29 protein-coding genes and 1 other RNA gene are annotated in these 20,058 nt (G+C 65.9%); 15 read left to right on the forward strand and 15 right to left on the reverse strand.

The annotated features are described in order from the left end of the window. Nucleotides 1-174 precede the first annotated feature (174 nt). Nucleotides 175-795 carry a superoxide dismutase gene (locus OF829_RS13875; protein ID WP_264940677.1) on the reverse strand — a complete coding sequence of 207 codons (621 nt, stop codon included), beginning with the start codon at nt 793-795 and terminating at the stop codon, nt 175-177. Nucleotides 796-980: 185 nt separating this feature from the next. On the opposite strand from OF829_RS13875, the gene OF829_RS13880 reads away from it, so the two are divergent. Then, complete coding sequence (locus tag OF829_RS13880) at nt 981-1,541, forward strand: urate hydroxylase PuuD (RefSeq protein ID WP_264940678.1); 561 nt, start codon at nt 981-983, stop codon at nt 1,539-1,541. A 153-nt stretch (nt 1,542-1,694) separates the two neighbouring features. Then, complete coding sequence (locus tag OF829_RS13885) at nt 1,695-1,976, forward strand: endonuclease domain-containing protein (RefSeq protein WP_406701433.1); 282 nt, start codon at nt 1,695-1,697, stop codon at nt 1,974-1,976. A gap of 70 nt (nt 1,977-2,046) precedes the next feature. On the opposite strand, the gene pspF is transcribed toward OF829_RS13885, so the two are convergent. Then, the gene (pspF, locus tag OF829_RS13890; RefSeq protein ID WP_264940680.1) at nt 2,047-3,081 is read right to left on the reverse strand and encodes a phage shock protein operon transcriptional activator; all 1,035 of its coding nucleotides are present in this window, start codon (nt 3,079-3,081) and stop codon (nt 2,047-2,049) included. A gap of 418 nt (nt 3,082-3,499) precedes the next feature. Here pspF and pspA point away from each other — a divergent pair, with 418 nt between their 5' ends. From pspA to OF829_RS13945, 11 genes are all read left to right on the forward strand, one after another. Beyond that, nucleotides 3,500-4,168 (forward strand): phage shock protein PspA, encoded by a 669-nt coding sequence (gene pspA, locus OF829_RS13895; protein WP_264940681.1) that lies wholly within the window; start codon nt 3,500-3,502, stop codon nt 4,166-4,168. A 4-nt stretch (nt 4,169-4,172) separates the two neighbouring features. Then, complete coding sequence (pspB, locus tag OF829_RS13900) at nt 4,173-4,439, forward strand: envelope stress response membrane protein PspB (protein ID WP_264940682.1); 267 nt, start codon at nt 4,173-4,175, stop codon at nt 4,437-4,439. Between the two features lies 1 nt (nt 4,440). Then, nucleotides 4,441-4,818: an envelope stress response membrane protein PspC gene (gene pspC, locus OF829_RS13905; protein ID WP_264940683.1), complete on the forward strand. Its 378-nt coding sequence runs from the start codon at nt 4,441-4,443 to the stop codon at nt 4,816-4,818. A gap of 31 nt (nt 4,819-4,849) precedes the next feature. Beyond that, nucleotides 4,850-5,143, forward strand: coding sequence for a hypothetical protein (locus OF829_RS13910; RefSeq protein ID WP_264940684.1), 294 nt, complete (start codon nt 4,850-4,852; stop codon nt 5,141-5,143). Between the two features lie 24 nt (nt 5,144-5,167). Then, nucleotides 5,168-5,458, forward strand: a complete 291-nt coding sequence (locus OF829_RS13915) for a hypothetical protein (protein WP_264940686.1) — start codon at nt 5,168-5,170, stop codon at nt 5,456-5,458. Between the two features lie 13 nt (nt 5,459-5,471). Continuing rightward, the gene (locus tag OF829_RS13920) at nt 5,472-5,795 is read left to right on the forward strand and encodes a hypothetical protein (RefSeq protein ID WP_264940687.1); all 324 of its coding nucleotides are present in this window, start codon (nt 5,472-5,474) and stop codon (nt 5,793-5,795) included. Nucleotides 5,796-5,807: 12 nt separating this feature from the next. Then, nucleotides 5,808-6,071, forward strand: coding sequence for a hypothetical protein (locus OF829_RS13925; protein WP_264940688.1), 264 nt, complete (start codon nt 5,808-5,810; stop codon nt 6,069-6,071). A gap of 11 nt (nt 6,072-6,082) precedes the next feature. Further along, on the forward strand, nt 6,083-6,205 hold the full coding sequence (locus tag OF829_RS13930; protein WP_264940689.1) for a hypothetical protein: 123 nt from the start codon (nt 6,083-6,085) through the stop codon (nt 6,203-6,205). A 26-nt stretch (nt 6,206-6,231) separates the two neighbouring features. Further along, nucleotides 6,232-6,513, forward strand: coding sequence for a hypothetical protein (locus tag OF829_RS13935; protein WP_319951557.1), 282 nt, complete (start codon nt 6,232-6,234; stop codon nt 6,511-6,513). A gap of 24 nt (nt 6,514-6,537) precedes the next feature. After that, nucleotides 6,538-6,780 (forward strand): hypothetical protein, encoded by a 243-nt coding sequence (locus tag OF829_RS13940; protein WP_264940877.1) that lies wholly within the window; start codon nt 6,538-6,540, stop codon nt 6,778-6,780. A gap of 69 nt (nt 6,781-6,849) precedes the next feature. Continuing rightward, the gene (locus tag OF829_RS13945) at nt 6,850-7,254 is read left to right on the forward strand and encodes a SufE family protein (protein ID WP_264940691.1); all 405 of its coding nucleotides are present in this window, start codon (nt 6,850-6,852) and stop codon (nt 7,252-7,254) included. A 39-nt stretch (nt 7,255-7,293) separates the two neighbouring features. On the opposite strand, the gene OF829_RS13950 is transcribed toward OF829_RS13945, so the two are convergent. The 4 genes from OF829_RS13950 to rnpB all read right to left on the reverse strand — a co-directional run bounded on the left by OF829_RS13950 (nt 7,294) and on the right by rnpB (nt 9,314). After that, nucleotides 7,294-7,734 (reverse strand): hypothetical protein, encoded by a 441-nt coding sequence (locus OF829_RS13950; protein WP_264940693.1) that lies wholly within the window; start codon nt 7,732-7,734, stop codon nt 7,294-7,296. 50 nt (nt 7,735-7,784) lie between these two features. Continuing rightward, entirely contained in the window at nt 7,785-8,321 is a 537-nt protein-coding gene (locus OF829_RS13955; protein WP_264940694.1) for a J domain-containing protein, read from the reverse strand. A gap of 156 nt (nt 8,322-8,477) precedes the next feature. Further along, nucleotides 8,478-8,900 (reverse strand): hypothetical protein, encoded by a 423-nt coding sequence (locus OF829_RS13960; RefSeq protein WP_264940695.1) that lies wholly within the window; start codon nt 8,898-8,900, stop codon nt 8,478-8,480. Between the two features lie 44 nt (nt 8,901-8,944). Next, an RNA gene (gene rnpB / locus OF829_RS13965) (RNase P RNA component class A) lies at nt 8,945-9,314 on the reverse strand. 60 nt (nt 9,315-9,374) lie between these two features. Between rnpB and OF829_RS13970 the strand changes: the two genes are divergently transcribed. Beyond that, a complete protein-coding gene (locus tag OF829_RS13970; RefSeq protein ID WP_264940696.1) occupies nt 9,375-9,722 on the forward strand; it encodes a DUF2185 domain-containing protein in 348 nt (115 codons plus the stop codon). A gap of 3 nt (nt 9,723-9,725) precedes the next feature. Here the strand turns inward: OF829_RS13970 and OF829_RS13975 are convergent, their stop codons facing one another. The 6 genes from OF829_RS13975 to OF829_RS14000 form a co-directional block, all read right to left on the reverse strand. Next, a complete protein-coding gene (locus OF829_RS13975) occupies nt 9,726-10,427 on the reverse strand; it encodes an N-acetylmuramoyl-L-alanine amidase (RefSeq protein WP_264940697.1) in 702 nt (233 codons plus the stop codon). A 63-nt stretch (nt 10,428-10,490) separates the two neighbouring features. Next, nucleotides 10,491-11,345, reverse strand: a complete 855-nt coding sequence (locus OF829_RS13980; protein WP_264940699.1) for a CheR family methyltransferase — start codon at nt 11,343-11,345, stop codon at nt 10,491-10,493. A 10-nt stretch (nt 11,346-11,355) separates the two neighbouring features. Continuing rightward, nucleotides 11,356-12,321, reverse strand: a complete 966-nt coding sequence (locus OF829_RS13985; protein ID WP_406701436.1) for a chemotaxis protein CheB — start codon at nt 12,319-12,321, stop codon at nt 11,356-11,358. A 123-nt stretch (nt 12,322-12,444) separates the two neighbouring features. Next, nucleotides 12,445-12,810, reverse strand: a complete 366-nt coding sequence (locus OF829_RS13990) for a response regulator (protein WP_264940701.1) — start codon at nt 12,808-12,810, stop codon at nt 12,445-12,447. Nucleotides 12,811-12,899: 89 nt separating this feature from the next. Beyond that, on the reverse strand, nt 12,900-13,328 hold the full coding sequence (locus tag OF829_RS13995; protein ID WP_264940702.1) for a chemotaxis protein CheW: 429 nt from the start codon (nt 13,326-13,328) through the stop codon (nt 12,900-12,902). Beyond that, the gene (locus OF829_RS14000; protein WP_264940703.1) at nt 13,328-15,652 is read right to left on the reverse strand and encodes a chemotaxis protein CheA; all 2,325 of its coding nucleotides are present in this window, start codon (nt 15,650-15,652) and stop codon (nt 13,328-13,330) included. The genes OF829_RS13995 and OF829_RS14000 overlap by 1 nt, the downstream gene beginning before the upstream one ends. A 291-nt stretch (nt 15,653-15,943) precedes the next feature. On the opposite strand from OF829_RS14000, the gene OF829_RS14005 reads away from it, so the two are divergent. Continuing rightward, nucleotides 15,944-17,167 (forward strand): RtcB family protein, encoded by a 1,224-nt coding sequence (locus OF829_RS14005; protein ID WP_264940704.1) that lies wholly within the window; start codon nt 15,944-15,946, stop codon nt 17,165-17,167. A 39-nt stretch (nt 17,168-17,206) separates the two neighbouring features. On the opposite strand, the gene OF829_RS14010 is transcribed toward OF829_RS14005, so the two are convergent. From OF829_RS14010 to OF829_RS14020, 3 genes are all read right to left on the reverse strand, one after another. Further along, entirely contained in the window at nt 17,207-18,382 is a 1,176-nt protein-coding gene (locus tag OF829_RS14010) for a serine hydrolase domain-containing protein (RefSeq protein ID WP_264940706.1), read from the reverse strand. 31 nt (nt 18,383-18,413) lie between these two features. Then, complete coding sequence (locus OF829_RS14015; RefSeq protein ID WP_264940707.1) at nt 18,414-19,205, reverse strand: CmcJ/NvfI family oxidoreductase; 792 nt, start codon at nt 19,203-19,205, stop codon at nt 18,414-18,416. A gap of 143 nt (nt 19,206-19,348) precedes the next feature. Next, nucleotides 19,349-19,993, reverse strand: a complete 645-nt coding sequence (locus tag OF829_RS14020) for a histidine phosphotransferase family protein (RefSeq protein ID WP_264940708.1) — start codon at nt 19,991-19,993, stop codon at nt 19,349-19,351. Nucleotides 19,994-20,058 lie beyond the last annotated feature (65 nt).

Here is a 20,058-nt window from a genome sequence, read left to right on the forward strand (position 1 = left end):
GCGACGATCCCGCCCGGCGTTTGAACGGCGGATGAATGGTCCCAACTCCTTCTCCCTTTGGGAGAAGGAAGGGGCCCGCCGCGAAGCGGTGGGAAGGATGAGGGTGACGGATCGTCCTCACCCTTCCGCGCCTTCGGCGCTCCCTCCCTCTCCCAATGGGAGAGGGAATTTAGATCACCCCTGATCCGCCCGGCTGATCCCCTGCCCATCCAGATTCCGCGCCACGAAATCCCAGTTGATCAGGTTCGCCGTCACCGCCTCGAGATATTTCGGCCGGGCATTCCGATAGTCGATATAATAGGCATGCTCCCACACATCGAGCGTGAGCAGCGGCACCATCCCCTCATGCGCCACCGGCGTGTCGGCGTCGTGGAGCGAGCCGACGCCGAGCTTGTCGCCGTCGAGCACCAGCCAGCCCCAGCCGCTCGCGAAATGATTGGTCGATTCCTCGACCAGCTTCTTCACCAGCGTCTCGGGCGTGCCGAAGCTCGACGCGATCATCTCGGCGAGCTTGCCCGAGGGGGTCTGTTTCTCCGGCGACAGGCATTGCCAGAAGAAGCTGTGGTTCCAGATCTGCGCGCTGTTGTTGAACAGCCCCTTGTCGCCCTTGGCCTTGGCCGCCCGGATCACCTCGGTCAGCTTGCGCCCTTCCAGGTCGGTGCCCGCGATCAGCCCGTTGGTCTTGTCGACATAGGCCTTGTGATGCTTGCCGTGATGGAACTCCAGCGTCTCGGCCGACATGTGCGGCGCCAGCGCGTCGGGAGCATAGGGAAGTGCCGGAAGTTCGAAAGCCATGATACCACTCCGTGTTCGGGTTGCCCGCTCAACGTGCGGGGCCGAGTTGCGGTCCCTCCCTTATACCTCCGAAACGAGCCGCCGCCCCCAGCAATCGTTGCATGTGACAAACGAAAACTGACGGCATAGAGAGGGAACCGATAGCGGCGGGGCAAGCAGCCGCACGAACCACAGGGGATCGATCCATGGACAAGATTTTGGGCAATCTGCATCTGGTGCTGCTGATCGGGGTCGTGCTCGCGCTCGGCCTCATCTTCTCGGGCTTTCCGCAGGGCGCCGAGCAGGTGAGCGGCATTTTCCAGTGGCTGCACGTCTTCTTCGGCATCACCTGGATCGGCCTGCTCTACTATTTCAACTTCGTGCAGATCCCGACCATGCCGAGCGTCCCCGCCGAGCTGAAGCCGGGCGTCACCAAATATATTGCCCCCAAGGCGCTCTTCTTCTTCCGCTGGGCCGCGGTGTTCACCGTGATCACGGGCGCGATCCTCGCCTATCTCTACGGTGAGCTCCATTCGGGCCTGCTGCTCGAGGAAACGCACCGGCTGATCGGCGTCGGCATGTGGCTCGCGCTGATCATGGCGACCAATGTCTGGGTGGTGATCTGGCCCAACCAGAAAAAGGCGCTCGGCATCGTCGCGGCGGACGACGCGGCCAAGGCCAAGGCGGCCAAGGTCGCGATGTATGCCTCGCGGATCAACACGATGCTGTCGATCCCGATGCTGGTCGCGATGACCAACGCGCATTGATCTTCACTCTCTTCCTCCCCCGCAGGGCACCTGCGGGGGAGGTGGCACGCGCAGCGTGACGGAGGGGGCTCACCGGTGGAATTGAGAGGCTGGTCAGGCGCCAAGCGCGGCGCGCGCAGATCCCGGCAGAAGATGAGCCCTGCGGAAGTCCGGTTGTGGCTGGAACTGCGCAAGGAGCCGGGCGGTCATTATTTCCGCCGCCAGCATGCGGCCGGCCCCCACCGCCTCGATTTCTATTGCGCCAAAGCAAAGCTCTGCATTGAAGTGGATGGTGAGGCCCACGGATATGGAGATCGCCCCGCACGAGATGCGAAACGCGATGCCTGGTTAGTGGAGCAAAGCGTTCGCACGCTGCGAATTCCGGCGCGGGAGGTCATGGGCAATCTCGAAAGCGTGGTCCGTCACATCGTCGATGTGATCGATTCGAGCGGGTGAGCCCCCTCCACCACGCCTTCGGGCGCGGTCCCCCTCCCCCGCTGTCTTCGCAGCGAGGGAGGAAAACGAATTACCCCCCCGCCCCCAGCAGCTCATGCCGCTTCAGCGCATGCCGCAGCTGGTCATAGGTCAGCCCCAGCCCCTCCGCCGTCGCGCGCTGGTTGAACCGGTGCTCCGCCAGCGCGCGCGAGAGCAGGTCGCGCTCGAACCGCGCCACCCGCGTCTTGAAGTCCCGCGCCTCGTCGAAGCCCATCGCCGGCGCCGCGACATCGTTCGCCGGAACCTCGTCCGTCACCGCCACCGGGGCTGACGCGGGCGCTGCCGTCCGCGGACGATAGGGCGACTGGAACGGATCGAGTTCGATCGAATCGATCGGCCCCTCAGCTTCCCAGCGGTATACCGCGCGCTCGACGACGTTGCGCAGCTCGCGGACATTGCCCGGCCAGTCGTAATTCTCGAGAATGTCGAGCGCGTGCGGCCCCCAGCCCGGCCAGTCCGTCCAGCCGATCTCCGACGCCATGCGCCGTCCATAGAATTCGGCGAGCACCATCACATCGCCGCCCCGGTGCCTGAGCGGCGGCAAGGTCACCACCTCGAAGCTCAGCCGGTCGAGCAGGTCGGCGCGGAAATTGCCCCTCTCCACCCGGTCGGGCAAATGCTCGTTGGTCGCCGCGACGATGCGCACATCGACCCGGATCGGCCGCGACGAGCCGATCCGCGCCACCTCGCCATATTCGACCGCGCGCAACAGCCTTTCCTGCGCGCCCATCGACAGCGTGCCGAGCTCGTCGAGGAACAGCGTGCCGTTATGCGCCTCTTCGAAGCGGCCCACCCGCGCCTTGGTCGCGCCGGTAAAGGCCCCCGCCTCATGCCCGAACAATTCCGCCTCGATCAGCGTCTCGGGCAAGGCCGCGCAGTTCATCACCACCAGCGGCTGATCCCAGCGCGGCGACAGGCGGTGGAGACGCTCGGCGACCAATTCCTTGCCCGTCCCGCGCTCGCCGATCACCAGCACCGGGCGATCGAGCGCGGCGGCGCGGCTGGCGCGCTCCAGCGCGTCCAGAAAGGCCGAGCTTTGGCCGATGACTTGCGTGGTTCGCTCCATGGACCAAACCTTTGGCGTATTTTCCCAACTCTTGGCAAGTTACAATTGCCGCCTGAACGCCAAATGAACGGCAAAAACCGCAGAAATCCGCCACTTTCGGCAATTGGCACGCATGCTGCAGAGATGTCGGCAAGCCCGATGACGGGCCTCACGAAACACCAGGTTCAGGGATTACGATCATGACTTACCAGAGCAACAATTTCCGCAACGTCGCCGTCTCGCTTGCCGGTGCCGTCCTCTTCAGCTCGCTGTTCCTGGCGAGCGTCGTCGGTCCCGCGGTCACCGCGGTCGCCGCCTAACCCACCTACCCGCTCGCCCGCCCCGGCGAGCGGCCCCTCCGGCGGGAGGGTCACCCCCTAGACCCTCCCGCCGGTACCCAGACCCCAGTATCACCGAGTATCCGAAGGAGTAACATCAGATGGGCATCTTCTCGCGAACCCGCGACATCATCGCCGCCAACGTCACCGATCTGCTCGACAAGGCCGAGGACCCGGCGAAGATGATCCGCATGATCATCCTCGAGATGGAGGAAACCCTGGTCGAAGTCCGCGCCAGCGCGGCGCGCACCATCGCCGACCAGAAGGAAATGCGCCGCCACATCAGCCGGCTCGAAAAGCTCCAGGAGAGCTGGACCGAAAAGGCCGAGCTGGCGCTCTCCAAGGATCGCGAGGACCTGGCCAAGGCCGCCCTCACCGAGAAGCAGAAGGCCGCCGACATGTGCGACCAGCTCGGCCAGGAGATTGCGGTGCTCGACGAGGCGCTGCAGGGTTCGGAAGCCGATATCCAGAAGCTCCAGACCAAGCTGCGCGAGGCGCGCGTCCGCCAGAACTCGCTGGTGACCCGGCTCGAGAGCGCGAACAACCGCACCCGTGTCCGCGAGATGTACAACGGCTCGAAGATGCAGGACGCCTTCTCGCGCTTCGACGTGATGGAACGCCGCGTCGATCTGGCCGAAGGCCGCGCCGACGCCGCCGGCATGGGTGAAGCCCCGCCGACGCTCGAGGAAGAGATCGCCGCGCTCCGCTCGTCGGACAAGGTCGAAGCCGAGCTGGTCGCGCTGAAGAAGCGCATCGCGAAGAAGGGCTGATCCCATGGATGACGTCTTTCTCCCCATCGTCATCGTCGGGATGCTCTTCATCGGGCTCCCCTGGGTGATCATGCACTACATCACCAAGTGGAAGCAGGCCGGCACGATCACCGGCGAGGACGAGAAATTGCTGGACGAACTCCACTATCTCGCCCGCCAGCTCGAGGAGCGCCTGCAGACCGTCGAACGCATCATCGCCGCCGACAACCCCGATTTCCGCCCCGCGCGTAACGCCGAGCCGGATCAGTACGACTTTTCCGGGAGGAATTGAGATGTCCGCCAGCCGCACCAAATTCTATCTCGACAAGCAGAACGCCAAATGGCTCGGGGTCTGCTCGGGGCTTGCCGATTACACCGGCATCGAAGTCCTCTGGCTCCGCCTCGGCTTCGTCCTGATGACCTTCGCGATGTTCCCGTTCAACCTCGTCGCCTATATCCTGATCGCCTGGATGGCGCCGAACAAGCCGCGGGACCTCTACGAGAGCAGCGAGGACCAGAAGTTCTGGCAGGGCGTGCGCACCAATCCGAAGCGCTCGACCGCCGAGGTCCGCTCCAAGTTCCGCGACATCGATCGCCGCCTGGGGGACATCGAAACCTATTATACGAGCCGCAACACCCGGCTCGCCGACGAAATCGACAGCCTGCGCTGAACACAGCAGCGGCTGAAACAGGGAGGAAGACATGCACATCGACACTATGGTCTTCGTGCTCGCCATCATCGCGCTCACGAGCGGCGGCTGGATCGTCAACAACTGGCTCCGGATGAAGCACGGCTACGCGCCGACCGACAAGCGGGGCAATCCGCTCCCCGGCACCGCCGGCCCGGATGCCCAGCGCAAGATCGACCTGCTTTCGAACGAGAATGACCGCCTGACCGGCCAGATCTCGCGGCTCGAGGAGCGGATCGCAGTGCTCGAACGGATCGCCACCGATCCCGCCGAACGCACCGCCCGCGAAATCGACAGCCTGCGCTGAGCCAAAGCGAGAGGGAGAAGAACAATGGAATGGGGTGGACCAGGTTTTGTGGTCGCGATCATCGCCATCTCGACCTTCGGTTGGGTGATGAGCAGCTGGATCCGGGCCAAGCACGGATATCCGATCGAGAATGAATGGTCGGGCATGTCGGCCAAGGGCGATCCGAACGCCGAACGCAAGTTCGAGCTGCTCGCCGCCGAGAATGACCGGCTGAACGGCAAGATCGACCGGCTGGAAGAGCGGATCGCGGTGATGGAACGCATCGCCACCGATCCCGCGGAGCGCACTGCCCGCGAAATCGACGCACTGCGCTGAAGGAACGAAGCACATGGAAAACAAGCTCATCTTCATCCAGTCGATCTTCCCGCTGATCGCGGTGATCGTCTCCGTCGCGGTCGGCGGATGGGTGTTCACCACCTGGCTGCGCATCAAGAACGGCTATCCGCTCGACGGGCAATGGGGCCAGGCGCTCTATCCCAAGAAGGACGATGAGGCGATGGCGCGGATCACGCTGCTCAGCCAGGAAAACGCCCAGCTCCGCGCCGAACTCGGTTCGATCAAGGACCGGCTGGCGAATGTCGAGCGCATCGTCACAGATAGCTCCCACAGCCTCGATCGCGAGATCGAGCAGCTGCGCGGCAAGCGGAACTGAGGAGAGACTGAAATGAACGTTCTCTGGATCCCCGCTCTCGGCATCTCCGTTGCCCTGCTCGCGGTCTTCGCGAACCAGATCTTCCGCCCCTGGCTCCGCCTTCAGGAGCGCAAGATGGAGCTGGACGCCAACATGGTCGCCGAAAAGGCCGCCCAATATGCCGCGCAGACCGAACGCCTCGAGCAACGGGTGCGCGTCCTTGAACGGATCATCACCGACAAGGGTGTCGATCTGTCCGACCAAATCGAACGGCTCCGCGACGAGCCGGTGAACTGAAAGGAAGTATCATGATCATCGTATTCGGAGTTCTCGCGGTGATGTGCGGGCTGCTGATTTGGGCCGCCGAGCACCGGGACCGCCCCCGCCGCCGCGCCGAGCGCCAGGCGCGCATGATCCAGCCCGCCGAATAAGCGCAGGCGGAACAGGGAGAAAAGAAATGGCTATCGGTGTATTCGAGATGGTCCTCGGGATCGTCATTGTCGGAAGCATCGCCAGCGTGGCCAAGGCCCGCTACGGCGTCCGCAAGGATCAATGGGGCAATGAAACCGTTGTTTCGGCCGACGGCCCCACCAAGGCCGAGAATGACCGGCTGCGCCACGAGATCGGTTCGCTCAAGGACCGGATCCAGGTGCTCGAGCGGGTGATCACCGATGACGAAACCAGCTCGCGGCGGCTCGATCGGGAGATCGAAAAGCTGCGCGACAAGAACAGCGTCTGATTGGAGGGCGATGTGACCAACGACATGAATCTCTACATGACCGTCGCCGTTTCGGGCCTCGCCGGCCTCGGCATGGTCACCGCCGCCGGGCTTTCGGGCTGGCGCGGCTGGCTGCAGCTCAAGCATGAGGAACTCGGCGACCGCCTGGGCGCCAACGCCCCGGCCCCGGTCTCCGGCACCGGATCGGCCGCCTCGCGGATCGAGATGGCCGACCTCAAGGAGCGTATCCGCAAGCTCGAAGCGATCGCGGCGGGCGTCGATCTCTGACTTGACTGACGCCCCTCCCGCGAATGGGAGGGGCTATGCGAGCAGGGCCGGCGCGCTATAGCCGCCCGGATGACGAGCCTCGCCGATCTCCAGGACGAATATGAATTCCTCGAAGCGGACGACCGCTACCGGCTGCTGATCGATCTGGGCCGCGGGCTCGAACCGATGCCCGATCCGCTCAAGACCGACGCGACCCTGGTGCGCGGATGCTCGGCGGCGGTCTGGGTCTATCCCACGCGCCGCGAGGACGGCACGCTCCATTTCCTCGCCGATTCGAATGCGGCGATCACCAAGGGGATTATCGCCCTGGTGCTGCTGACGGTGCAGGACCGCAGCCCTGCGGAAATCCTCGCGACCGATATCCCCGCCGCGCTCGCCCCGTTCGATCTCTCGAACCAGCTCAGCTCGAACCGCACCCAGGGCATCCCCAACATGATCGCGCTGATCCGCGAGACCGCGGGGCGTTACGCCTAGTGTGATCGGCTCACGCCGATGGGACCGGTGTCGCAAACCTCACATCCGGTACGCCTTGATCCCATATTCGCACGGCGCGTCGCTGCACTTGGTCATCACCGCGCGGACCCTGAGCGTCAGCGTCCCCCCGCGCTTGATATAGACCACCGGATAATCGTCGTCCTCGACATCCTTGGTCACCTCCACGCCCTTCTCGTCGGTCACATAGAGGTCGAGATTCTCGCAATCGCGGTCGCACACGCCGATCAGGCTATATTCGTGCCCGCCGGTCAGCGTGATGGTGAAGCTTTCTTCGCCGCCCTGCTTGAGCAGGCTCTGCCGCTCCCAGCCCTGTTTCACATAGCCGTGCTGGTCATAGACCTCGTCGGCGCGCGCGAGGAGCGTGTCCACCGTCCCGCTCTGCGCCGCCGCGGGGCTGCCGCACAGCATCGCGGCCCCCACAAGCGCGGCCGCGAGCACGGGATTGGGAAACGCCTTCATCGCTCGAATGTCCCGGTGCGGCCGCCCCAAGTCAAGCGGGCGACGGCGCCCTATTCGCCTTTCCAGGTGCGGCGCTCCTCGGCAGCCTTGAGCACGTCATAGGCCGCCTGAATCGCCTGGAAGCGCTTCGCCGCCTCGGCATCGCCGGGCTTGAGATCGGGATGGTGCGACTTTGCCAGCCGCCGCCAGGCGAGCCGAACCGCCTCGAAGTCCGCATCGGCCTCGAGCTCGAGCATTTCGAGCGCGCGCATCTCGTCGCGCGAGCGGCTGCCGTCGCCGGGGCCCGCCCAGCCATAATGCGAGGCCTCGGCATAGCCGTCGGCGCCGCGCCGCTCATCGGCCTCGCGCTTCGCCGCTTCCTCGGCGGTCAGGCCTTCGAAGTAATTCCAGTTGCGGTTGTATTCGCCGGCATGCGCCTCGCAGAAATACCAGCGCTCGGGGCTGTTGGGCGATTTGGGCGCGGGCCGGTCGCCGGGCTCCTCGCAGCCATGGCGGTCGCACAGCCGCACCTGCTGCGCCTCGCGCGCCGAGCCGTAGCTCCGCCAGCGGGGAAAGCCCCAATCCATCGATCGTGTCGAACGCGCCATCGGGCCGAGATAGGGGCAGGAGGTGGCAAGCGCCAGCGCGGCAGCGCGGTGGCGCCAAAAAATACGCCAGCGCGGCAGCGCGGTGGCGCCAAAAAATACGCCAGCGCGGCAGCGCGGTGGCGCCAAAAGTAGGCCCGCGCGGTTTGGCGGGAAAACTCAGTTCTTGACGAACGCCTTGACCCCGAACGCGCATTGGGTCTGGCCGCACGCGCTCATCGCCACGCGCAGCGTATAGTCCTGCGTCGCCTGGGCATAGGTCGCGACGATCGGGAAGTTGTCATCCTGCGCGTCCCAATCGACCTCCTTGCCCGCGGCATCGAACAGCTGGAGGTCGAGATCGGTGCATTTGCGCTCGCACACCGCGACGATCTGGTAAGAATGCCCGCCCTTGAGCGGCAGGACGAGGCGCGTGTCGGCCGCGTTGGCCAGCCGTCCCATCTGCTCCCAACCCGCGGGCGAATAGCCCTTGGAACGATAAGTCTTGGTCGCAACCTCCAGCGCCGAGGCGACCTCGCCCGCCTGCGCTACCGCCGTCAGCCCGAGCGCAGCCGCCAGGATAGTGATGCCGATAGTGCCCATGCGTCCCCCGGAGCCTTGCCCCAACTCTACGAAGGACAAAGGAAAATGCCAGAGGGTCTATAAGCCGGGTTCTGTCCACCCTCGAAAGGGATGTGCGGCCATTCCTCTAGGCGACGGATCGCTCCGCCGCTCAAGCAACCAACCCGGACGGCGAGCCGGAACGAGGCCCATATGCCGTCCCTATTCGGTCTTGCTCCCGGTGGGGTTTGCCATGCCGCTCCGGTTACCCGTCGCGCGGTGCGCTCTTGCCGCACCCTTTCACCCTTGCTCTTACCCGAAGGCAGTGAGCGGTCTGCTCTCTGTGGCACTTTCCCTGGGGTCGCCCCCGCCGGCCATTAACCGGCACCGTCGTTTCCGTGGAGCCCGGACTTTCCTCGGTGATGCGAGCATCAACGCGGCCGCCCAACCCTCTGGCGGGGGCGTATTGCTACAGGCTTCCCCGCTTGGCAATCTCCGTCATCAATGGAGGATCGGATGACCAAGACGTTCGCCATATCGGGAGATCAGATCAGACCGTTGGCGACTGGACGCGGCGGCTGCATCGCTACCGACAGGATCACTGTCGAAGGGCGAGGTGTCGGCTACATGTATCGCGGCGTGCCCGACAACAATTTGGACAGCGGCTGGCGGTTCATGGGTGGCGACGAAGACGAAGCCTATATGGACGAGCCCAGCAACCACGCCATCTATGATGTCAACACGATCGCGAACTATTCACCCGCAATCATACCGTTTCTCGACGCGCCGATCGGAAGCGCCTTCTTTCGTGACGGCGAAACCTACGTGCCCGATCCACTGGGCGCGCCTGACGATTCCGCCTGACTTCTAATCATCCCCCTGCGGCTTGGGCAGCAGCAGCGCGAGCAGGATGCAGCGGCACTCCATGTCGATCTCGCCGTCGATATGCTCGGGGCGGAAGCGGCGCTGGAACGCGATCACCGCCATCTTCTGGTCGCTCACGTCATAGCCGAACCGTTCGAGCGCGAGCATGAAGCCGGCATCGGTCCAGCCCGGGTCCATCAGGTTCTTGGTCGGCCGCGGCAGCGCCAGCCGCAGGCGCGCCAGGCTGTGCCACGGGAACAGCTCGCCCGGGTCCTGCTTGCGCGCGGGCGCGATGTCCGAATGGCCGACGACATTGCCGCGGGTGATGCCGTACCGCGCCTTGATATCGGCGACGAGCGGGATCACCGAGCTCATCTGGGCATCGGGAAACGGGCGATAGCCGAATTCATGCCCGGGATTGACGATCTCGATCCCGATCGAGATCGAATTGAGCCCCGAATGCCCGCGCCAATAGGATTTGCCCGCATGCCAGGCGCGCTTGTCCTCCTGCACCATGCGCAGGATCGTGCCGTCCTCGGCCACCAGATAATGCGCCGAAACCTTGGCCGCGGGATCGCACAGCCGCTGGATCGCGGCGTCGGCGGTCTGCATGCCGGTATAATGGAGCACGAGGATGCTCACGGGCGCGCCGCGCTCGTCGAAATTCGGCGAGGGGGTCTCGATGATGGTAAGGCCGCTCGTCATCGCCGCCATGACTAGAGTCTAACGGTGGGGGCCGTCCAGTGCCCACCCATCACGAGGCTGGGCTCAGCCCAGCGCCGAACGCGCGCCCGGCGCCACAGCCTCGGCGAGATTATAGAAGCCGCGGAACCGCTCGCTCGGCGCGAACAGGTCGGTCTGGCCGATCACCGTCTCGCCCGCGCCCAGCACGAGCACCCCGCCCGGCCGCACCGCTTGCGCCAGCCGGTCGAACACCGCCTTGCGCAGCGCGCCCGAGAAATAGAGCAGGACATTGCGGCACAGCACGATATCGAACCTGCCCGGCGGGGGCGGATCGCCCGCGAGATTGTGCTGGCGGAACTGCACCTTGCGGGTCAGCTCGGGATTGGCGGCCCAGTCGCCTTCGCCGCCTTCGAACCATTGCATCATACGGCGGACAGAAAGCCCGCGCTGGATCTCGAATTGCGAGTAACGCCCGCTGCGCGCCCGCGCCAACGCCGCCGGCGAAATATCGGTCGCGACGATCTCGGGCGGCGAGCTGCACGTCATGATCTTGCGCTCGTCGAACAGCATGGCGAGGCTGTAGGGCTCCTGCCCGGTCGAGCAGCCCGCGGACCAGATCCGCAGCCGCCGCGTCCCCGCCTCTTCCTGCAGCGCGCCCGCGGCATCTGCGACCATGTCGAGCACCGCGCTGTCGCGGAAGAAGCTGGTTTCCTGATTCAGCAGCGCGTCGACCACCATATCCCCAAGCTCCCCGGTACGCGACATCATCAGCTGGGCGACGAGATCGTCCAGCGTTTCGAGCCCGCGCATCCTCAGCAGCGGCTTGAGCGCCGTCTCGATCCGCCACGCGCGGTTCGCGGCGATCTGCTGGCCCGTGCGCTGCTCGAGCAGCGCGGCGATCATATTCATCGCCGAAGCGGAGGGGGTTGGCGTGATCATCGGGGCGCCATCATATCGGGCGCCGGCGGCTGGCGATCAGCTTGCCGATCTCGTCGGGGGGCAGCACGACATTGGCGCGGCCGGCATTGGCGATTGCGCCGGGCATGCCCCACACGACCGAGCTCTCGCGGTCCTGCACCACGATCCGCGCGCCCGCGGCGGCGAGCTTCTCGCTCGCCTCGCAGCCGTCGCGGCCCATGCCGCTCAGCACCACGCCCAATGCGCGCGAACCGTAGACATCGGCGATGCTGTCGAACATCGGATCGACCGAGGGCATGCAGCCGCTGGAGGCCTTTTCCTCCGAAAGCCGGATCGCGGCGCCGTCCGACGTGCGCACGATGCGCATATGGGCGGTGCCGGGAGCGACGATGATCCGGCCGGGCCGGATCCGCATCGAATCGGTCGCGACCTCGCACGGCCGCGAGCCCAGCACCGCGAGCTGCGCCGCGAAAAAGCTCATGAACGAGGGCGGCAGATGCTGGGTGACGAGGATCGGCACCTGGAAGGTCGGCGGGATCGCGCGGAGCAGCTGGCTGAGCGCATGGATGCCGCCGGTCGAGGCGCCGATCGCGACGATATCGAAATCGTCATAGAGCGCCGGCCGCGGCGGCTCGACGATCGTCTGGACGCGCGTGTCGGTCGTGGGTTCGATCAGCCGCGCGAGCTTCTCTTCGAGCACATCGGCGAAGCGGCCGCCGAATGCGCCCACGCCGGGCTTCACCAGCGTGTCCGCCGCGCCCAGCGCCAGCGCTTGGATCGTCGCCGCCGCGCCTTCATCGGCGGACGAGGAGACGATCAGCACCTTGGCGCCCTTGCCCGCGACGAGCAGGTCCGGGAGCGCTGTCAGTCCATCGATTCCCGGCATTTCGATGTCGAGCAGGATGATATCGACCGCGCTGTTGCCCAGATATTGGAGCGCAGCGCGCGCATCGCTCACCGCACCCGCGACCATGAATCGCGTGGTGCCGTCGATCATCCGCCCGATCACCGATCGCGCGACGACCGAATCGTCGACGATCAGCACCCGGGCGGGCAGGCCCTGATGGCCTCCCGTTTCGGCGATGCTGGAAATGGCCACGACGGGCTCCCCTGCAGCCGCTTACGCGACGCCGACGATCTGCAGCTTGCTTTCCAGCGTCTCTCGGTCGAACGGCTTCATGACATATTCGTCGGCGCCCGCCTCGATCGCGGCGCGGATATAGGCCATGCCGTTCTCGGTGGTGCAGAACACGACCTTGGGCTTGTGCGCGATACCCGAATCCTTGAGCGCGCGCAGGAAGTCCATGCCGCTCATCACGGGCATGTTCCAGTCGAGCAGGATCACATCGGGCGCGGCGGCCATGCACGAATCGAGCGCTTCGCGCCCGTCACCGGCCTCGCGAACCTCGAAATCGAGGGTCTCGAGAATGTGCCGTGCGACCTTGCGGATCACCTTGGAGTCGTCGACGACGAGGCAAGTCTTCATAAAACTCTATTCCCTGTTGGGGGCGATCCTGACGCCCTCTTTTGCCCGAAACCTGTAAGCGACCTGTTAATTGCGCCCTTTAGTACGTATTATTCCGCAGCCACGGCGTGTCCTGGCACCAGCGAGGCCAGGTCGATCGCCAGAATCGGCTCCCCGTCGCGCTCGACGATCCCCCGCCCCGCGTTGCGCCAGGCGCTGTCGAGCGCGAACCCGCCCGCGAGCGGCAGCAGGTCGAACGGCGCGACATCCTCCAGCGCATCGACCAGCAGCGCATAATGATGCCCGTCGATATGGGTGATCACCGCACGCCGCGCCTCGCCCGACGATTCGAGCCCCAGCGCGCTTTGCGTATCCACCACCGTCACCACGCGGCTGCGCAGCGCGGCCAGCCCGCGGACATGCTCGGCCGCGCGCGGGATTGCGGTGACCTCGCCGATATCGACCACCGACTCGACCTGGTTCGAATCGATCGCGACGGCGCGGCCGGCAATCTGGGCGATAAGGTAGAGATGCGCCATCAACGGCCTCCATTCGCCGCGATGCGGTCTTCGAGCGCGGAGAGCAGTCCCGCGCGGTCGTAACGATAGATGCTGTCGTCGCCCGGCTTGGCGGTCTTGCGGCGGCGCAGGCGGACCAGGGGCGCGGCGAGCCCCTTCGCCGCCTCGACCTCGGCATCGCCCGAAAGCACCACCGAGGCGCGCTCGCCCGTGTCCAGCTCGGTCACGACGCGATAGCCCGCGCCCTCGAGCAAGGGCCGTACGAACGAGGTCATCCAGCCATCGGCGTCGTCGGCGAGCAGGCAGATCGGCTGCGCTCCCTCGCCCTCGTTGCCGGCATATTCGCCGAACACCCAATAGGCATCGAGCAGTTCGACCTGTTCGCCGTCGAGCAGCACCACGCCCGCCACCGGCCCCGGCGCCCTGGCCGGAACGATCTCCTCGGGAAGCACGACGATGTCCATCGCTTCGTCGATCACATAGGCGACTTCGCTCTCGCCATCCTTCAGGCGAAGCACGTTGAGCCGCTTGGTTTCGTCATAATCGCCCTGCGCGACCAGCGGCAGGATGCGGCCCTCGATCGCGATGCGGAGCTGGCCGCCGGTGTGGCGCACCGACTGGGCATCGACCTGTTCGACACGATCGACGATGCCGAGCGGCACCGCGCGGCGTACCCCGTCCAGGTCGCAGAAGAGCAGAGCGGGCAGCCCCTTCGCCACCTCCTCGGCCTCGACTTCGTCATAGGCGTGGCCGGCATTGCGGGTGAAATCGAGATGCGCGGCATGCGCCATGCCCGCGCAATCGAGCAGCAGCATCGGCAGGCCCGAATCGGGAAGCGTCTGTCCGGCGTAGAGCCCGGTCGACATGACGGCAGGCGAGGCCGGCTTGATCACCAGCTCCTCGTTATCGAGCACCGTATCGACACTAAGTGCATAACTGCCGTCGCTGACACTGACGATTGCCAGCATCTGCCCGGTCTCGCTCTGCGTTCGCGGCACGCCCAGCAGGCTGCCCAGATCGATCATCGGCAGCCGCCGGTCGCGGACCGTCACCACCTGCGCGCCACCGATCGTGTCGATCCGGATCGCCTCGCCGCGCTCGGTCACGATCTCCTCGATCGCCTGGCGGCTCACCGCGAAACGCTGCTTGCCCACGCCGACGACGATCGCCGAGATGATCGACAGCGTCAGCGGCACATGGATCGCGAGCCGAAGCCCCTTGCCCGGTGCGTTGTCGAGCTCGACGCGCCCGCCGATCTGCTCGATCGACGATTTGACCACGTCCATGCCGACGCCGCGGCCCGACACGTCGGTCACCTCGTCCTTGCTCGACAGGCCCGGTTCGAACACCAGATCGAGCTTCTGCCGCTCCGAAAGCGCGCGCAGGTCGCGCTCATTGCGGGCGCCGCTCGCCGAAAGTTTCTTGATCAGCCGCTCGACATCGATCCCGCGCCCGTCATCGGCGATCTCGATGATGATCTGGTTGCCCGATTGGCGCGCGGAGACGATCAGCCGCCCATTCTCGCGCTTGCCCGCCTGTCGCCGGTCGGCCGGACCTTCGATGCCATGATCGATCGCGTTGCGGATGATGTGGACCAGGGGATCGCGCATCACCTCGATCATCTCGCGGTCGAGCTCGACGTCCGCGCCGTCGATATGGAGCGACACTGATTTGCCCAGCCCCGCAGCGGTATCGCGCACCATCCGCGGCAGCGCGGAGAAGAGCGCGTCGATCTTCTGCATACGCGTCCGGGTCACGGTATCGCGCATCTCGCCGACGGTCAGCGAAAGCCGTTCGAGCGCCGCCTCGACCGCGGGCTCGATCTCGCCCTGCCGCAGCCGCCGCGCCAGTTCGTTGCGCGCCAGCACCATGTCGGACATGCCGCTCATCATCCGGTCGAGCAGCTCGACGTTCAAACGAACGCTGCGCGACGCCGCGCGCTGGATTCCCGGCACATTGGTCTGCGCCACTTCCTCGGCGCCCTCGGCCAGCGCCGCGATCAGCAGCTCGTCGCCGCTATCGTCGAGGCTGGTGCCCGAATCGATCGCCTCGACCAGCTCGCCGATCCGGTCGACGATCGCCAGCACCGCATTGACCATCGCGCGATCCGGAAACCGATCGCCCGAGCGGGCCTGCGCCAGCACATCCTCGGCGGCATGGCTCAGCCGGCCGAGCCGCGGCAGATCGAGAAAGCCGCAGCTCCCCTTCACCGTGTGCACGAATCGGAAGATCGCATCGAGCCGGCTCTTGTCGTCCGGGCTCGATTCCCAGGCGACGATCTCGCCCGAAAGCGCCTCGAGCGTCTCACGCGTCTCCGCGATGAATTCTTGCAGCAGGTCGTCCATAGGGCCCCAGGCAAATTTGCTGGGCTACCATGGGGTTTGGAGGGTTAATTCCGGGTTAGTGGAAGCGCCCGAAATGCCGCGTACTTTCCTTTCGCCCCCGTTTCGGCTAGGGGCGCTCCCGCTATGACCTGTCTGCCGCGCCTCTCGAAAGAATCCGTCACCGGTACCTGGTGACGAACGGGGGCTGCACCCCGTTCGGGGTGTGGCTCGTACGAGGCGCGAGCATCCGTCGATCACGGCGGGACCACTCCCTGAAAAACTGCAGCAATCGAAGCAGCAGGAGTGAAGACGATGAACCAGTACAGCACGCACGACACCAGCGGAGCCCAGCTCAAGCTGTGGGACAGCGCGGGTCCGTTCGAGACCGGCGCGATGCAGCAGCTGCGCAACGTCGCCTCGCTCCCGTTCGTCTTCCGCCATGTCGCCGGCATGCCCGACGTCCATTGGGGCAAGGGCGCGACCGTGGGCTCGGTGATTGCAACCAAGGCCGCGATCGTGCCCGCCGCGGTGGGGGTGGATATCGGCTGCGGGATGATGGCGGTGCGCACCTCGCTCACCGCGGATCAGCTGCCCGACAGCCTTTCCGCGATCCGCGCAGAGATCGAGCGCGCGGTGCCCAAGGGGATGGAATCGAGCCAGACCGCCAACCATGTGAAGGGCGGCTGGGCGATCACGCCCAACTCGGTCGGCCGCGCCTGGAACGACCGGTTCGAGGCGCGGTGGCGGGCGATCCTTGCCCGGCACCCGAAGGTGGATGGCAAGACCAGCGACCAGCTCGGTTCGATGGGTGGCGGCAACCACTTCATCGAGGTCTGCCTCGATGAAGAGGACCGGCTGTGGGTGATGCTCCATTCGGGCTCGCGCGGAACGGGAAACCGGATCGGCACCTACTTCATCGACGCCGCCAAGGAGGCGATCGCCAAGGAGCGGCTCGACTTCCACCTTGCCGACAAGGACCTGGCGTTCCTGAGCGAAGGGTCTCAGCTCTTCGATGACTATATCGAGGCGATGCACTTCGCGCAGGACTATGCGGTGGCGAACCGCGAGCTGATGATGGGCCGGGTGCTGGAAGCGCTGCGCAAGCATCTGCCGGCGTTCAAGACCGACAAGCAGGCGATCAACTGCCACCACAATTACGCGACCCGCGAGCGGCATTTCGGGGAGCAGGTGTGGGTCACCCGCAAGGGCGCGGTGAGCGCCCGGGCGGGCGAGCTCGGGATCATCCCGGGCTCGATGGGCACCGGCAGCTTCATCGTCGAGGGTCTGGGCAACGAACAGAGCTTCTGCTCCTGCTCGCACGGCGCGGGCCGGGTGATGTCGCGCGGCGAGGCCAAGCGGCGGATCACGCTCGAACAGCATGCCGAGGCGATGAAGGGCATCGAAGCGCGGGTGGACGAGGGCGTGCTCGACGAGAGCCCGGCAGCCTACAAGGACATCGGCGCGGTGATGGATGCGCAGCAGGACCTGGTGGTCATCCGCCACCGGCTGCGCCAGATCATCAACATCAAGGGCTGAACAAGACCGGCGCGTTCCCCGTGAACGCGCCGGTCGATTCTATCGCGGGCCGCCCGTCGCGGCCCGGAGAAACGCCTCGAACGCCGTCACCAGCCCGTTGTCGGTATTCGAGAGCAGCGCGAGGTCCAGCCCATCGTCGGCGAAATGGAAGAGCAGCGCGTTGAAACCGCGAATCCCGCCGCTGTGCCAGATCACCCGGCGGCCGAACATCCGGCAGACTTCCAGCCCGCAGCCATAATTGGGCTCGCTGACAAAGGCCGGCGGCTTGCCCGGATTCTGGCCGGGAGGGGCGAAATGCGCCTCGCCCACCGGCCGGCCGTCCTTGACCCGAGCCGGTGCGGTCATCCGATCGAGGCTGGCGCGGGAGAGGATGCGTTCGCCGAACAGCGCAGCGTTCCAGCGCAACAGATCCAGCGTCGTCGATCGGAGGCCGCCCTCGGCGATCGGCAACCCGCCCCAAAAGGCGTTGCGGAACGCGCCTGGCCGGTCGGCGTCAAGCGAATAGCCGGCCGCACGCCCTGGAACCACGTCGCCCGGTTCGTCGAGGGCCGTGAACTCCATTCCCGCCGGTTCGATCAGGCTCGCATGCACGAATTGGGCATAGGACTTCCCCGAGAGCTTCTCGATCAGCTCCCCCAGCAGCGCATAGCCCGAGTTCGAATAGGACCAGTAGGTTCCTGGCTCGAAATCGAACGGCTGCGCCATCTTCGCGAGGAACCGGTGCCGATCCGGGTCGCGTTGCCACTCGCCGGCCGCGTCGGCCGGCATTCCGCCATAGACATAGTCGTGAAGGCCCGAGGTGTGCGTCAGCAACTGATGCGCTGTCACCTGATCGCCCTTGGGGAACCCCGGGAAGAACGCTTCGATCGGCTGGTCGAGCGCAAGCTTCCCGCGTTCGGCGAGCAACAGGATCGCCGCGGCGGTGAATTGTTTGGTGCACGACGCGATCCGGAGCACGCTCCCCGGCGAGACGGGCGTGCCGGTTTCGAGATTGGCGGAGCCATAGCCGGCGACGAACGGCTTCCGACCCTCCACCGCGACTCCGATCTGCACGCCGGCGCTATGCCCGTCACGGACCAGCCCGGCGGCGAGCGCAGCCAGCGCCTTGATCCGCGGGTCCGCCCCCGCGATCGCGACTGCCGCCGCCTCCCCGGCCAGCGCCATCGCCGATGCCCCCAGGCCCATTCCAAGCACATCGCGCCTTGCAGCTCGCATCAACGTCCTCCCCGATGGTTTCGCCAGCCGCTCAATCCCGGAGCAGCAGCACGCCCACACGATGCTCGCAGCTCTGCCGCTCCTGCGCACCGGCACGCGCGCCGGGATCGCGGAACGCGCTGTGGAAGCAATTCTGCGGTGGCCCGCCCGCCTTGCTGAACCCGGCGAGCTTGAACACCAGCAGCTCGTCATTGGTCATCCGCGGATAGCTGTACCAGCGCTGCCCGGCGTTGAAGCGCAGCGAAAGGTGGCGCGTCGGCCGCCCCTCCGGCGCGATTCCGGTCAGCTCGGTCGGCACGTGATCGGCCGGATCGAGGCTCGAAACATCGCACAGCGCGAGCGGCATATGCTCGAGCGGTTCGGACATGTTGGTCGGCCGCCAGAAATCGAGCCACCACAACGCCTCGACATCGTCCTGATCGTAGCGCGCACGCCAATAGCGGGCGAATTCGGGGTTCGAGAAGGCGCCGATATTGTGCGCATAATCGTCGGCACCGGCGCCGCCGTCCGAATGCACGCCCTCGGCATAGAAGGCCACCGGCGTATCGCGCCCCCGCCGCAACAGTGTCGGCGCCTGCTGGATCTCGACGCGGCGGCCGGGCAACAGCCGCTCGCGGATCACGGCGTCGATCTCAGCCCAATAAATGTCGGTGATGTCACGGTCCCAGTCGCGCACCTGCGTCGCGTGGGGGAGCAGCACGAAACCATGCTCGGCCAGGAAGGCCGCCGGATCGGCCTCACCCTGCAGCGCCCGCGCATCGCCGATCTCGGTCGGCGGATATTGCGGCACCGGCCCGGGCGGCGGGGCGCCTACAGGTGCCACGAATGGCGTGTCACTGGCATAGTCCGGGGGGAAAAATCCGTTGAGGCGGACCTGAGTGCTGCGTTCGACGATTGTATGCACGCCCTATCTCCTCGTTACTCTGCGTTACAGAGTAACGAGGCCTCCGTCAATCGGAGGTGGCTTCACCCCGCCCTGAAATTCGCCCCGAACAGCAGTATCTCCGCATCGGGCGGCGACACTTGCAGCGTCCCCCCGCCCTGCGTCACCAGCGCATGCACCAGATAGGCCGCCGCCGCGCGCGGGGTGATCGGCACCTCGTCCTTGCCCCCGGCCAGGGCGCTGCGCAGCTCGGGATCGAGCACGATCCGCGCGCCATCCGCGCGCACCACGATCTCGACCTGCCCGGAATTCATCTCCGCGCCGATATCGAGCTGCCCGCCGCGGATCAGCGCGTCGCCCGCGATCAGCGCGAGGTTCAGCAGCACCTTGATCGCCTGCTTGGGCAGCACCGGATCATCGACCATCCAGCCGACATTGACGCGATGATTGTCGCCGAACAGCCCCTCGATCGCCGCCTGGGCCTCGCGCGTATCGACCGTCTCGCCGAACCCGCCCGCCGCGCCGAACGCCAGCCGGAAGAATTTGAGCTTGTTCGCCGATGCCTTGGCGCTCTCGTTGAGCAGCTCGAGGCAGCGCGCACGCATTTCGGGGTCATGCTCGTCGGCGAGCAATTCGAGCCCGTTGTTGAGCGCACCCACAGGGCTCAACAGGTCGTGGCAGAGCCGCGAGCAGAGCAGGCTGGCGAAGTCGGTCGGACTGATGTTCAACTGCGGGCTCCCGTGTGTGGCGTCTCTTTGGCGCAGCGCGGCGCGCGCTGCAAGTTAAGGGCGAT

Origin of the sequence: Sphingomonas caeni, assembly GCF_026013415.1 — a bacterium.
GTDB classification, from domain to species: Bacteria; Pseudomonadota; Alphaproteobacteria; order Sphingomonadales; family Sphingomonadaceae; genus Sphingomonas; species Sphingomonas caeni.